This is a genomic window from Brachybacterium sp. GPGPB12 (genome assembly GCF_038396325.1).
GTDB lineage: Bacteria > Actinomycetota > Actinomycetes > Actinomycetales > Dermabacteraceae > Brachybacterium > Brachybacterium conglomeratum.
Window position 1 is genome coordinate 179,741 of the sequence record NZ_CP149573.1, and the last position, 13,798, is coordinate 193,538.

The following is a 13,798-nucleotide window of genomic DNA, read 5'->3' on the forward strand; positions in this document are numbered from 1 at the left end:
CGCCCCCGACACCTCCGGCGCCCCCGGCGCGGGCCGCACCGCCCCGACGCTGGACCCCGCCCTCACCGCCCGGCTCAAGCACGACGGCACCGGCCTGCTCACCGCCGTCGTGCAGGACGCGAGCGACCAGCGCGTGCTGATGGTCGGCTGGATGGACGACGAGGCGCCGCGGCGCACGCTCACCACGGGCCGGGCGACCTACTGGTCCCGCTCCCGCGGCGAGTACTGGCGCAAGGGCGACACCTCCGGCCACGTCCAGTTCGTGCGCTCCGTCGCGCTGGACTGCGACGGCGACACCCTGCTGGTGCAGGTCGACCAGGTCGGGGCCGCCTGCCACCGCGGCACGGACACCTGCTTCGACGGCGGCGACCTGGACGCCGTCGTGCTGACCGAGAAGGAGCGTTCCCTGTGACCGTCGAGGACGCCCGCCCCGAGGCCTATCCCGAGCGCATCGGCGGCCGCGAGGGCATCGCGCTGGGCGAGATCACCCCGGACCGCGAGACCTTCCGCGAGCTCGCCGCACGCCAGCGGGTCGTGCCCGTCTCGGTGCGGTCGCTGGCCGACGAGGACACCCCCGTCTCGCTCTACCGCCGGCTCACCGCCGACGGCGGCACCCGCGGCACCTTCCTGCTGGAATCCGCCGGGGAGGGCGAGGCCTCCCGGTACTCGATCATCGGCACCCGCGCCCGTGCGGTGCTCACCGAGCGGGACGGCGCCGCGCACTGGCGCGGCGACGTCCCCGCCGGGGTGCCCACCTCCGGCGACCCCGTCGAGGCCCTCGCGGCCGTGACCTCCGCGTTCCGCGCCGCCCGCCAGCAAGATCTGCCGCCGTTCTCCGGCGGGCTCGTCGGCTACGTCGCCTACGACGCGGTGCGCCACTGGGAGAAGTCGCCCGAGGCGCCGCCGGACGAGATCGGTCTGCCGGACCTCTCGATCTTCGCTCGCGCAGGACGTCGTCGTCCACGACGCCCACGACTCGACCGTCGTCCTGGTCGCCAACGCCCTGAACCTCAACGCCACCGACGACGGCGTGGACGCCGCCTACGACGACGCCCTCGCCCGCCTCGAGACGCTCCGTCAGCGGTCGCGCACCCCCGCGGTCGGCGGACCGACCGTCTACGACACCGTCAGCGACCTCGCGCCCAAGGCCCGCACCGCCCAGCGCGAGTACGAGGCCGCGGTCCACGAGGCGGTGCGCGACATCGTCGACGGGGAGATCTTCCAGGTCGTCCCCTCGCAGCGCTTCTCCCTGCCGATCGCGGCGGACCCGCTGGACGTGTACCGGGTGCCGCGCCGCATGAACCCCAGCCCCTACATGTACCTGCGCGCACCGAGGACGCCGACGGCGAGCCGATCGACGTGGTCGGCGCGAGCCCCGAGTCGCTCGTGACCGTCCGCGGCACCACCGCGACGACCCACCCGATCGCCGGCTCCCGCCCCCGCGGCGCGAGCCCCGAGGAGGACGAGCACCTGGCGGCCGAGCCGCTGGCCGACCCGAAGGAGCGCTCCGAGCACCTCATGCTCGTGGACCTCGCCCGCAACGACCTGCAGAAGTTCTGCGCTCCCGGCACCGTGGTGGTGCGGGACTTCATGCACATCGAGCGGTTCAGCCACATCCAGCACATCGTCTCCACCGTCACCGGCACCCTGCGCGAGGACGCCGCGGCCTACGACGCGCCGCGCGCCACCTTCCCGGCCGGCACCCTCTCCGGCGCCCCGAAGCCCTCCGCGATGCGGATCATCGACCGGCTCGAGCCCGTGCGCCGCGGCGTCTACGGCGGGACGGTCGGCTACTTCGACTTCGCCGGCGACATGGACATGGCGATCGCGATCCGCACCGCCGTGATCAAGGACGGCACCGCGCACGTGCAGGCCGGCGGGGGAGTGGTCGCCGACTCCGACGCGACCATGGAGCACCGCGAGACCCAGGCCAAGGCCGCCGCCGCGCCGCGCGCCGCCGCCTCCGCCGACACCCTCCGCCCCGCATGAGCGCCGAGCAGCGACCGCGCCGCACCGGGCCCTCGCGCCGCTCCGCCGTCCTCGGCGGCCTCGTCGCCGCGGGCGCCCTGGCCGGCACCACGCGCGCCACCTGGGTGCAGGCCACCGCCCCCGACCTCGCCGGCACGGCGCAGGACGTCGCGGTGGGCGGCGCGGACGCCGCCCCGGCGGTGCTCGCCCTCGCCCTCGCGGCCCTCGCCGCGGCGCTGGCGACCTCGCTCTCGAGCCGCTGGGTGCGCTTCCTCACGGGGCCGGTCCTGATCGCCGCCGGGCTCGGCGCGGGCCTCGCCTCCCTCACCCCGGCTGCGCGACCCGCCGCGGCGGCCGGATCCGCCGTCGCCGAGTCCACCGGGGTGGTCGGCGCGCAGGTCGCCGCGGACGCGACCAGCTGGCCGCTGATCGCCCTCGTCCCGGCCCTCGCCGTGATCGCCACCGGCGTGATCGTCTTGCTCGCAGGCGGTTCCTGGCCCGTCGGCAGTCGCTACCGCAGCGCCGCCGTCACCACGGCCGCCGACCCCGCCGAGGACCCCGCCGCCGCCTGGGACGCCCTCACCCGCGGCGAGGACCCGAGCCTCGCCGGCCCCGACGAGGACGAGGACGCGCCGCGCGCGGGGACGGACCCCTCGGGCGCTCCCGGGGCCGACGGCGCCGGGACGCCCCCGCGCGCTGACCGCCTTGAGCAAGACGCCGCGGACGATGCCGTCGTCCGACGGCATGACGTGGCACAATGGCCCCGACCGGGACCCAGACTGGAGAAGGATCATGTCGAAGACCTACACCGTGCCGCCGCCGCCCCATCACAACGAGGGGAAGACCGTCGCGGCGTGGACGATGAACATGGGCATCGTGATCGGCTCCGTCCCGATCGCCGCGGGCCTCATCCTCCCCGAGATGACGGTGCTGATCTGGGTCGGCGCCGCGATCGTCGTGCTCGCGATCCTGGCCGGCGTCGTGATGTCCAAGGCCGGCCTCGGCCAGCCCAAGAAGTACGGCCACCCGGTCGCCGAGGCCGTCGCCGTCGCCGAGACCCGTCCCGACGAGGCCCCCGCCGAGGCCGGCGCCCGGTGACCCTCGCGGCGCAGGAGCGGGACGAGCAGTTCGGCGCGGGAGGACCCGCGCGCGGTGCGCACCGGCTCCTCGCCGCCGCTCGGCATCATGGGCGCCGCACTGGCGCTCGCGGTCGGGGTGCGACTGATCTTCGACCCGTTCCGCACCCATGTGCCGCTGTGCATCGTCAACCACCTCACGGGCATCGAGTGCCCCGGCCGCGGAGCGCTCCGCGCCGTGCACTCCCTGCTCGCCGGCGACCTGCTGCTGGCCCTGCGCAGCAACCTGCTGATCATCCTCGCGATCCCGCTGACCGCGATCGGCATGGGGGTGTGGACGCCGCGCCGGGCGCGGGGCCTCACCACCGAGCTCACGCCCTCCAGCACGACGGTGCTCGTGCTCACCGGCGTCGTGCTGGTCTTCACGGTGCCGCGGAACCTCCCCGCCTTCTGGTTCCTGGCACCGATCTCGTACGTCGGCGGCTGAGCCCCGCCCCGCGGACCGCGCCTCGTGCGCGGCGCCGCCCCACCCGCTTCAGGAGGATCGAGTGACCACCACCGGAACCGTTCTCGACGACATCATCGTCGGCGTCCGCGAGGATCTCGCCCCCGGCGTCGCGCCGTGCCGGACGCCCAGATCGAGGCGCGCGCTCAGGCCGCCGCCCCCGCCCTCGACGCCCGCGCCCGACTGGCCGGCGACGGCACCACCATGGGCCTGATCGCCGAGGTCAAGCGCGCCAGCCCCTCCAAGGGCGCCCTGGCGGAGATCCCCGAGCCGGCCGAGCTCGCCGGCACCTACGCGGACTCCGGAGCCTCCGCGATCAGCGTCCTCACCGAGCGGCGCCGGTTCCGCGGCTCCCTCGCCGACCTCGACGCCGTCCGCGAGCGGGTCGACGTGCCGGTGCGCGCAAGGACTTCGTCGTCGAGCCGTACCAGGTGCACGAGGCCCGCGCCCACGGGGCGGACATCGTGCCGCTGATCGTCGCCGCGCTCGAGGACGGTCCGCTGCAGGAGCTGTACGCCCTCACCGGCGAGCTGGGCATGCAGGCGCTGGTCGAGACCCATACGGAGGAGGAGCTCGAGCGGGCCCTCGCCCTGGACCCGCGGCTCCTCGGCGTCAACGCCCGCAACCTCAAGGACCTCACCGTCGACCTGGACCGTGCCGCGGCCCTGCCGCGCCGCATCCCCGCCGGCCCCCTCGCCATCGGCGAGTCCGCGGTCGCCGCCCGCGCCGACGTCGAGGCCTACGCCGCCGCCGGTGCGGACGCCGTCCTGGTCGGCGAGGCCCTGGTGACCTCCGGGGACCCCGCCGGCGCCGTCTCCTCGTTCCGCGGCGTCGCCCGCCGCGGCCGCCCCCTCCCGGAAGGAGCCCAGGCATGAGCACCCCCGACCCCGTGTCGCCCGACCTCACCCGACCCTCGACGGCGCCGCGCTCCGAGGCCGGGCCCTACTTCGGCGACTTCGGCGGGCGCTTCCTGCCCGAGGCGCTCGTGCCCGCCCTCGACGAGCTCACCGAGACCTACGAGAAGGCGATCGTCGACCCGGAGTTCACCGAGGAGTCGCGGCGTCTGGCCGCCGAGTACACCGGGCGTCCCTCGCTGCTGTCCGAGGCGCCGCGCTTCTCGGCCCTCGCAGGCGGCGCGCGGATCCTCCTCAAGCGCGAGGACCTCAACCACACCGGCTCGCACAAGATCAACAACGTGCTCGGCCAGGCGCCGCTGACCCGACGCATGGGCAAGACCCGCGTGATCGCCGAGACCGGCGCGGGCCAGCACGGCGTCGCCACCGCGACCGCCGCGGCCCTGTTCGGGCTCGACTGCACGATCTACATGGGCGCCGAGGACACCGAGCGCCAGGCCCTCAACGTCGCCCGCATGCGCCTGCTCGGCGCCGAGGTGGTCGCCGTCGAGCAGGGCTCCCGCACCCTCAAGGACGCGATCAACGAGGCCTTCCGCGACTGGGTCGCGAACGTGGAGACCACCCACTACCTGCTGGGCACCGTCGCGGGACCCCACCCGTTCCCCGCCATGGTGCGCGACTTCCACCGCATCATCGGCGAGGAGGCCCGCGCCCAGACCCTCGAGCGCGTGGGCCGACTGCCCGACGCGGTCGTCGCCTGCGTCGGCGGCGGCTCCAACGCGATGGGCATCTTCCACGCCTTCCTCGACGACACCGATCCGCTCGTGCGCCTCGTCGGCCGCGAGGCCGGCGGCGACGGCGTCGCGTCCGGCCGCCACTCGGCGACCATCACCGGCGGCTCCGCCGGTGTGCTCCACGGCGCGCGCGGCTTTCGTCATGCAGGACGAGGACGGCCAGACCATCCCCTCGCACTCCGTCTCCGCCGGACTGGACTACCCCAGCGTCGGCCCCGAGCACGCCTGGCTCGCCGACATCGGCCGCGCCGAGTACCGCGCGATCGACGACGGCCCCGCCATGGAGGCCTTCGCGCCGCTGTCCATGACCGAGGGGATCATGCCCGCGATCGAGTCCGCCCACGCCCTCGCCGGCGCGCTCGAGCTGGGACGCGAGCTCGGGGAGGACGCCGTGATCCTGGTGAGCCTCTCCGGACGCGGGGACAAGGACGTGGACACCGCCTCGCGCTGGTTCGGGCTGGTGGGCGACGATCCCGCGCGCGCCGACCTCGCCGTCCTGCGCGATCTCGCCCGTACCGCCGCACCCGCCGCCCAGGAGGAGGCCCGATGACCGCCGCCGACACCCGCCGCCTGCGCGCCGGCGACGTCCTGGACCGCGCACGCGCCGAGGACCGCGCCGCGCTCATCGGCTACCTGCCCGTCGGATATCCCGACCTCGAGGGCTCGATCGAGGCCGCGAAGGTGCTCATCGACCACGGCGCGGACATGATCGAGCTGGGCCTGCCCTACTCCGACCCCGTCATGGACGGGGCCGTGATCCAGCAGGCCGCCTCCGCCGCGCTCGAGCGCGGCACCCGCACTCGGCAGGTCCTGGAGGCCGTCGAGCGGCTCTCCGGCCGCGGCGCCGCGATCCTGGTGATGAGCTACTGGAACCCGGTGCTCGCCTACGGGCCCGACGCCTTCGCCCGCGACCTCGCCGCCGCCGGCGGCGCCGGGCTGATCACCCCCGACCTCATTCCCGACGAGGGCGCCGACTGGATCGCCGCCTCCGAGCAAGACGGCGTGGACCGTGTGTTCCTCGTCGCACCGAGCTCCCCGCGGGACCGGCTCGAGCATGTGGTCTCGCACACGCGCGGATTCGTGTACGCGGCGAGCACCATGGGCGTCACCGGCACCCGGGCCAGCGTCTCCACCGCCACGGAGGGCCTCGTCGAGCGCACCCGGGCGGCCGGGGCGAGGAACGTCTGCGTGGGTCTGGGCGTCTCGAACGGTGAGCAGGCCGCGCAGGTCGGCGCGTACGCTGATGGAGTGATCGTCGGCTCCGCCTTCGTGCGCGCCCTGATCGAGCACGAGGGCGACGACGCGGCGGCCCGCACGGCCCTCGCGGCCGTCGCGGCGGATCTCCGCGGCGGCGTCGAGCGCGCCCGCACCTGACCAGCCCCGCAGGACCGACAGCCGAGAGGAGTGCACGCGATGATCCCCAGCCCGAGCATCTCCGCCCTCTCCCTCGGCCCCCTCACGATCCACTTCTACGCCCTGTGCATCCTCGCCGGCATCGGCGTGGCGCTGTGGTGGGCGACGAAGCGGTGGGAGGCCCGCGGCGGCGACGGCGACACCCTCTTCGACATCGTCTTCGTCGCGGTGATCGCCGGGATCATCGGCTCTCGCGTCTGGCACGTCCTGACCTCCCCGGCGCCCTTCTTCGGGCCAGGGGGCGACCCGCTCTCGGTGCTGTACATCTGGCAGGGCGGGCTCGCGATCTACGGCGGCGTCGCCGGCGGTGCCCTCGCGGTGTGGATCATGGCCCGGCTCAAGGGCGTCTCCTTCACCGCGCTGGCCGACACGATCGCCCCCACCATCATGCTCGCCCAGGTGCTGGGCCGCTTCGGCAACTGGTTCAACCAGGAGCTGTACGGCCCGCCGCTGGACGCCTGGTGGGCATGGGACGTGACCTGCGAGACGAACGGGGCCACGATCGCCGGTCGCGTGCCGGGCACCTACCACCCCACCTTCCTGTACGAGCAGCTGTGGAATCTCGCCGGCCTCGCCGTGCTCCTCCTGCTCAGCCGCCGCTTCCAGTGGGCGGGCGGCCGCGTGTTCTGGGCCTATGTCGCGATCTACTCCACCGGCCGTGCCTGGATCGACGCGATCCGCTCCGAGCCCGTGCTGATGGTCGGCCCGCGCGCATCCACACCCTCGTCGCCCTGCTCATGGTGCTCGTGGGGGTGGGGATGTTCGTGCCGCTCACCCTCCGCAAGCAGGAGCGCGGGGGAGAGGTCGTCGCCGCCGACGGCTCCTTCAGCCTGCCCGCCCAGACCGAGGGCAACGGCCCCGACGAGGACGAGGTCGAGAAGTCGGGCACGCCTCCCTCTCCCGGCCCCGCTCCCTCACCCGGCCCCTAGGGCCCCTCCTCCAGCGGCGCGAAGCGCGCGGAGGGCGGCCCGGGGCCCGGGCGCTCGTCGGATCCTCGACGAGCTCGTCACCGGCCGCCGCTCCAGAAGGGCTCCCGCGTCATGCTCCCCCTCACCTCCCGCTTCTCGTCCCTCCCTGCCGCCCAGGGCCTCTACCGGCCGGACAGCGAGGTCGACTCCTGCGGCGTCGCGATGATCGCGACGCTCCGCGGCACCCCCCAGCACCGCATCGTCCAGCACGCCCTCGAGGCACTGCGGAACCTCGATCACCGCGGCGCGGTCGGCGCCGAGGAGAACACCGGTGACGGCACCGGGATCATGGTCCAGCCGCCCGACGCCTTCCTCCGTGAGGTCAGCGGTCTGGATCTGCCGCCGCTGGGGCAGTACGCCGCCGGCATCGCCTTCGTGCCCCGCGAGGCCGACGGCCGCGCCGCCGTGCTCGAGACCCTCGAGCGCGTCGCCGCCGAGGAGGGCCTGCGACTGCTCGGCACCCGCGAGGTACCCGTGACCGACGGGCTCGTCGGCCCCTCGGCCGAGAAGGTCCGCCCCGACTTCGTGCAGGTCTTCCTCGCCGACGCCCGCGCCGAGCGCACTGGCCTCGAGCTCGAACGGGCCGTCTTCGCCACCCGCCGCCGCGTCGAGCACGCCACCGGGGGCTACTTCCCCTCCCTCTCGACCCGCGTGATGGTGTACAAGGGGATGCTCACCCCCGTCCAGCTCGACGAGTTCTACCCCGATCTGCGCGACCCCCGCTTCGCCTCCGCCCTCGCGATCGTCCACTCGCGCTTCTCGACCAACACCTTCCCGGCCTGGGCACTCGCCCACCCCTTCCGCACCCTCGCGCACAACGGCGAGATCAACACGGTGATCGGCAACCGCAACCGGGTCCAGGCGGCCGAGGGGTCGATGGCCACCGACGCCTTCGGGGAGGACTTCTCCCGCCCTGTCGCCGATCACCACGCCCGGCGGCTCGGACTCCGCGGGCCTCGACGAGGTCGCCGAGCCGCTGCACCTCTCCGGCCGCTCCCTGCCCCACGCGCTGATGATGCTGGTGCCCGAGCCGTGGGAGAACGACGAGTCGATGGACCCGGACCTGCGGGCCTTCTACGAGTTCCACGCCGCGCTCCAGGAGCCCTGGGACGGGCCCGCGGCCGTCGTCTTCTCCGACGGCACGCAGGTCGGCGCGCGCCTGGACCGCAACGGCCTGCGTCCGCTGCGCTACTGGGTGATGGAGGACGACCTGGTGATCCTCGGTTCCGAGACGGGCGTCGTGGACGTCCCCCGCTCCGAGGTGGTGCGCACCGGCCGCATCGCCCCCGGCGAGATCTTCCTGCTCGACCTCGAGGCGGGCGAGATCGTGCCCAGCGACGAGCTCAAGCACGAGATCGCCACCGCCCGCCCCTACGCCACCTGGGTGAAGGAGCAGAAGGTCGCGCTCGGTGACCTGCCCCGGCGCGAGCACATCACCCACTCCCGCTCCTCCGTGCGCGCCGCCAGCAGACCTTCGGGTACACGGAGGAGGAGCCGCGGGTGCCGCTCGCCCCGATGGCCGCCAAGGGCGCCGAGCCGCTCGGCGCCATGGGCACCGACACCCCCATCGCGGTGCTCTCGGACCGACCCCGGGCCGCTGTTCGACTACTTCACGCAGATGTTCGCGCAGGTCACCAACCCGCCGCTGGACTCGCTGCGCGAGGAGATCGTCACCTCGCTCGGGGTGAGCATCGGCCGGTCCCGGAACCTCCTGGACGCGACCCCGCAAAGCATGCCCGGCGGCTGTCGCTGGACGCTCCGGTGCTGGACAGCGACCAGCTCGCGCAGCTGCTCGCGGTCGATGCCCACCCCGCCACGGCCGACTTCCACACCGTGCGGTCGCGCGGCCTCTACCCGGTCGCCGGCGGCACCGCCGCGCCGCGCGCACGGCTCGAGGAGATCTGCGAGGAGGCCGTCGCCGCGATCGATGACGGCGCGACCTTCCTGGTCCTCTCCGACCGCGACACCAACCAGGTCCTCGCCCCGATCCCCTCGCTGCTGATGACCAGCGCCGTCCAGCACCACCTGGTGCGCACAGGCCGACGCACCTCCGCCGCGCTCGTGGTCGAGGCCGGGGACGTGCGCGAGGTGCACCATGCGGCGCTCCTCATCGGCTACGGCGCCAGCGCGGTCAACCCCTATCTCGCGATGGAGAGCGTCGAGGAGCTCGTCGAGCGCGGGGTGGTCAGCAACCTCAGCCCCGAGCAGGCCGTCGCGAACCTCGCCAAGTCGCTGTCCAAGGGTGTCCTGAAGATCATGTCCAAGATGGGCATCTCCACGGTCGCCTCCTACCGCGGCGCCCAGATCTTCGAGGCCGTGGGCCTCAGCCAGGAGCTGGTGGACACCTGGTTCCCCGGCACCATCAGCCGCATCGGCGGCATCGACCTCGAGGTCATCGCCGAGGAGATCGCCGCCCGCCACGCCCTGGCCCATCCGGTCGACGGCGTGCACCCGCCCCACCGCGGCCTGCCCGTCGGCGGCGAGTACCAGTGGCGCCGCGAGGGCGAGCCGCACCTGTTCACCCCCGAGTCGGTGTTCCGCCTGCGGACTCCACCCGCGCGAGGAAGTACGACGAGTTCCGCGCCTACACCGACGCGGTCGACGAGCGGCACGAGCGGTCGCTGACGATCCGCGGGTCGCTGCGCCTGCGCACCGACGACTCGCCCGCGATCCCGCTGGAGGAGGTCGAGCCGGTCGAGTCGATCACGCGACGCTTCATGACCGGTGCGATGAGCTACGGCTCCATCTCCCAGGAGGCCCACGAGACCCTCGCGATCGCCATGAACCGCCTGGGCGGCATGTCCAACAGCGGCGAGGGCGGCGAGGACCCCGAGCGCCTGCACGACCCCGAGCGGCGCGGCGCCATCAAGCAGATCGCCTCCGGCCGCTTCGGCGTGACCAGCGAGTACCTGACCTTCGCACGCGACATCCAGATCAAGATGGCGCAGGGCGCGAAGCCCGGCGAGGGCGGACAGCTCCCGCCCGAGAAGGTCTACCCCTGGATCGCCCGGACCCGCCACTCGACCCCCGGCATCGGACTGATCTCCCCGCCCCCGCACCACGACATCTACTCGATCGAGGACCTCGCCCAGCTGATCCACGACGCGAAGAGCGCGAACCCGGCCGCGCGCGTGCACGTCAAGCTCGTCTCCCGCTTCGGGGTCGGCACGGTCGCCACCGGCGTGTCGAAGGCCCATGCGGACGTCGTGCTCATCTCCGGGCACGACGGCGGCACCGGCGCGAGCCCGCTGAACTCCCTCAAGCACGCCGGCACCCCCTGGGAGCTCGGCCTCGCCGAGACCCAGCAGACCCTGCCGCTGAACGGGGCGCGCGACCGCATCACCGTCCAGGTCGACGGGCAGATGAAGACGGGCCGCGACGTGGTGATCGCGGCGGCGCCGCTCGGGGCCGAGGAGTACGGCTTCGCCTCCGCGCCGCTGGTCGTCACCGGGCGCGTCATGATGCGCGTCTGCCACCTGGACACCTGCCCCGTCGGCGTCGCCACCCAGAACCCGGAGGCGCGCGCCCGCTACGCGGGCCGGGCCGAGCATGTGGTGACCTTCTTCCAGTTCGTCGCCGAGCAGGTGCGCGAGCACCTCGCCGCGCTCGGGTCGCGCTCCCTGGACGAGGCGATCGGACGCACCGACCTCCTCGCCCTGCGCGAGGACCAGCGGGCGCTCACCGCGCTCGGCGAGGCGAAGCGCGAGGGCCTCGACCTCGCCGCCGTGCTCGCCGCGCCCGAGATCCACCCCGGCGACTTCCCGCGCCGCCGCCGCGGCCAGGACCACGGCCTGGAGAAGGCCCCGGACCATCCCTGGATCGCTGCGGCCGAGGAGGTGATCGATGCCCGCGCGGGCACGGTCCGGATCCCCGGGCAGGTGCGGAACATCGACCGCAGCGCGGGCACCCTGCTCGGCCACGAGGTCACCCGCCGCACCGACGGCGCGGGCCTTCCCGACGACGCGATCGTGCTCGAGCTGACCGGCACCGGCGGACAGTCCTTCGGGGCGTTCCTCCCGCGCGGCGTGAGCATGCACCTCACCGGCGACGCGAACGACTACGTCGGCAAGGGGCTCTCGGGCGGCGTGATCGCCGTCGGCCACGGCGCCGGCACCGGGCCCTCGCTGACCTCCGCCCCGATCGCGGGCAACACCTGCGCCTACGGCGCCACCAGCGGCCGCCTGCCGCTGGCGGGCGCGGCGGGGGAGCGGTTCGGGGTGCGCAACTCCGGCGCGACCCTGGTGGTCGAGGGGATCGGCGACCACGGCGCCGAGTACATGACCGGAGGCGCCGTGATCGTGCTCGGCCCGACCGGCCGCAACCTCGGCGCCGGCATGAGCGGCGGCACCCTGTTCGTCCTGGACCTGGACCCCTCCTGCCTGAACCCGGCCGACGCCCGGGGCTTCTCCGTCGCCCCTGTGCGCGAGGAGCACCGCGGCTTCGTCCTCGAGGCGCGCGCGACCACCTGGCCCGCACCGGCTCCGACCGGGCGGCCGCGCCGCTGGCCGACGAGGAGGAGCTGATGGGGCGCCTCACGGAGATCGCGCCCCGCGCCTTCCTCACCATCACCGCGATCCGGGACGACGCGGTGGCCCAGGGGCTCGACCCCGATGCGAACGATGTCTGGAACGAGATCATGGAGGCCACCCATGGCTGATCCCCGAGGATTCCTGCGCACCCGCGACCGCGAGCCGCCCGCCCGCCGCCCGGTCCCGGTGCGCCTGATGGACTGGCGCGAGGTCTACGAGGCCCGCGAGAAGGGCACCCTCTCGGTGGTCTCCCGCCAGGCCGGGCGCCGCATGAACTGCGGCATCCCCTTCTGCCACCAGGGTCGCCCGCTGGGCAACCTGATCCCGGAGTGGAACGACCTGGTCTACCGCGACGACTGGGAGGAGGCCGCCGAGCGCCTCCACGCGACCAACAACTTCCCCGAGTTCACCGGCCGCGCCTGCCCCGCCCCCTGCGAGTCCAGGCGCGTGCTGGGCATCAACCAGCCGCCGGTGACGATCAAGAACGTCGAGGTCTCGATCATCGACCGCGCCTTCGAGGAGGGCTGGGTGCGCCCGGTCCCCGCGACCCGGCACACCGGCCGCTCCGTCGCGGTCGTCGGCTCCGGGCCGGCGGGCCTCGCCGCCGCCCAGCGACTCACCCGCGCCGGCCACGCCGTGGTCGTGCTCGAGAAGGACGACCGCCTCGGCGGTCTGCTGCGCTACGGCATCCCCGAGTTCAAGCTCGAGAAGCGACACGTCGACCGTCGCCTCGCCCAGATGCGTGAGGAGGGCACCCGCTTCCGCACCGGCGTCGACGTCGGCGGGACCGGCGAGGGTGCGCTGTCCGTCGAGGAGCGCGCACCCGCTTCGACGCGGTCGTGCTCGCGACCGGCGCGAGCGTGCCGCGCGAGCTGGCCGTCCCCGGCCGGGAGGCCGCCGGGATCCACCCCGCCATGGACTACCTCACCCAGGCGAACCGCCTCGTCGAGGGCGACTGGCTGGGGAGCGGATCTCCGCCGAGGGCAAGGACGTGGTGATCATCGGCGGCGGCGACACCGGGGCCGACTGCCTCGGCACCGCGCCGCGCCAGGGCGCCCGCTCGGTGACGACCCTCGCCATCGGCACCCAGCCGCCCAGCGAGCGGGACGAGTCCCAGCCCTGGCCCACCCACCCGGTGCTCTTCGAGGTCTCCACCGCCCACGAGGAGGGCGGCGCACGCTCCTATCTCGCCTCCACCACCGGATTCGAGGTCGACGCGGACGGCGCTGTGACGGGCCTGCGCGTGGCCCGGACGCAGTTCGTCGACGGTCGCCGCACCCCCACCCCCGGCACCGAGACCGTGCCGCCCGCCACCCTGGTGCTGATCGCGATGGGCTTCACCGGCGCGAAGGAGCAGGGGTCGCTCGAGCGACTCGGTGTGGAGATGACCTCACGCGGCACCGTCGTGCACGACGGCTCCTGGGCCACTTCGGCGCCCGGCGTCTTCACCGCGGGCGACTGCGCCCGAGGCCAGAGCCTCATCGTGTGGGCGATCGCGGAGGGCCGCTCCTGCGCGGCGGCGGTCGACGAGCACCTGATGGGCACCAGTTCCCTCCCGCGCCCCGTGCGCCCCGGCGAGAAGCCTGTCACAGTGTGAAAGACTAGGCGGAGTACACGCGACGCCGCGGCCCTGTCACGGCGCTCGCGCGCTGTCCTGCGGGCCGCGGCCCTTCACTCGAACTACAGATGGG

Annotated in this window: 3 protein-coding genes and 8 pseudogenes; all 11 read left to right on the forward strand. The window is 74.2% G+C overall.

Annotated elements, in window-relative coordinates:
- Positions 1–58: 58 nt before the first annotated feature.
- Positions 59–412, forward strand: a pseudogene (hisI, locus tag WKH84_RS00945) (phosphoribosyl-AMP cyclohydrolase); the annotation flags it as partial.
- Positions 413–450: 38 nt separating this feature from the next.
- A pseudogene (locus tag WKH84_RS00950) lies at positions 451–1,989 on the forward strand (anthranilate synthase component I).
- Positions 1,986–2,555 (forward strand): annotated as a pseudogene (locus WKH84_RS00955) (Trp biosynthesis-associated membrane protein); the annotation flags it as partial. The pseudogenes WKH84_RS00950 and WKH84_RS00955, both read left to right, overlap by 4 nt.
- A 205-nt stretch (positions 2,556–2,760) precedes the next feature.
- On the forward strand, positions 2,761–3,066 hold the full coding sequence (locus tag WKH84_RS00960) for an HGxxPAAW family protein (protein WP_263309703.1): 306 nt from the start codon (positions 2,761–2,763) through the stop codon (positions 3,064–3,066).
- Between the two features lie 54 nt (positions 3,067–3,120).
- Positions 3,121–3,531, forward strand: coding sequence for a DUF2752 domain-containing protein (locus WKH84_RS00965; protein ID WP_341855343.1), 411 nt, complete (start codon positions 3,121–3,123; stop codon positions 3,529–3,531).
- Positions 3,532–3,592: 61 nt separating this feature from the next.
- A pseudogene (gene trpC, locus WKH84_RS00970) lies at positions 3,593–4,424 on the forward strand (indole-3-glycerol phosphate synthase TrpC).
- Positions 4,421–5,747, forward strand: a pseudogene (gene trpB, locus WKH84_RS00975) (tryptophan synthase subunit beta). Before trpC ends, trpB begins: the two co-directional pseudogenes overlap by 4 nt.
- A 56-nt stretch (positions 5,748–5,803) precedes the next feature.
- Positions 5,804–6,571, forward strand: a pseudogene (gene trpA, locus WKH84_RS00980) (tryptophan synthase subunit alpha); the annotation flags it as partial.
- Positions 6,572–6,610: 39 nt separating this feature from the next.
- Positions 6,611–7,744, forward strand: coding sequence for a prolipoprotein diacylglyceryl transferase (gene lgt / locus WKH84_RS00985; RefSeq protein WP_341855344.1), 1,134 nt, complete (start codon positions 6,611–6,613; stop codon positions 7,742–7,744).
- Positions 7,651–12,235: pseudogene (gene gltB / locus WKH84_RS00990) on the forward strand (glutamate synthase large subunit). Before lgt ends, gltB begins: the two are co-directional and overlap by 94 nt.
- Positions 12,228–13,704: pseudogene (locus tag WKH84_RS00995) on the forward strand (glutamate synthase subunit beta). The pseudogenes gltB and WKH84_RS00995 overlap by 8 nt, the downstream one beginning before the upstream one ends.
- The last annotated feature ends 94 nt before the right edge of the window (positions 13,705–13,798 follow it).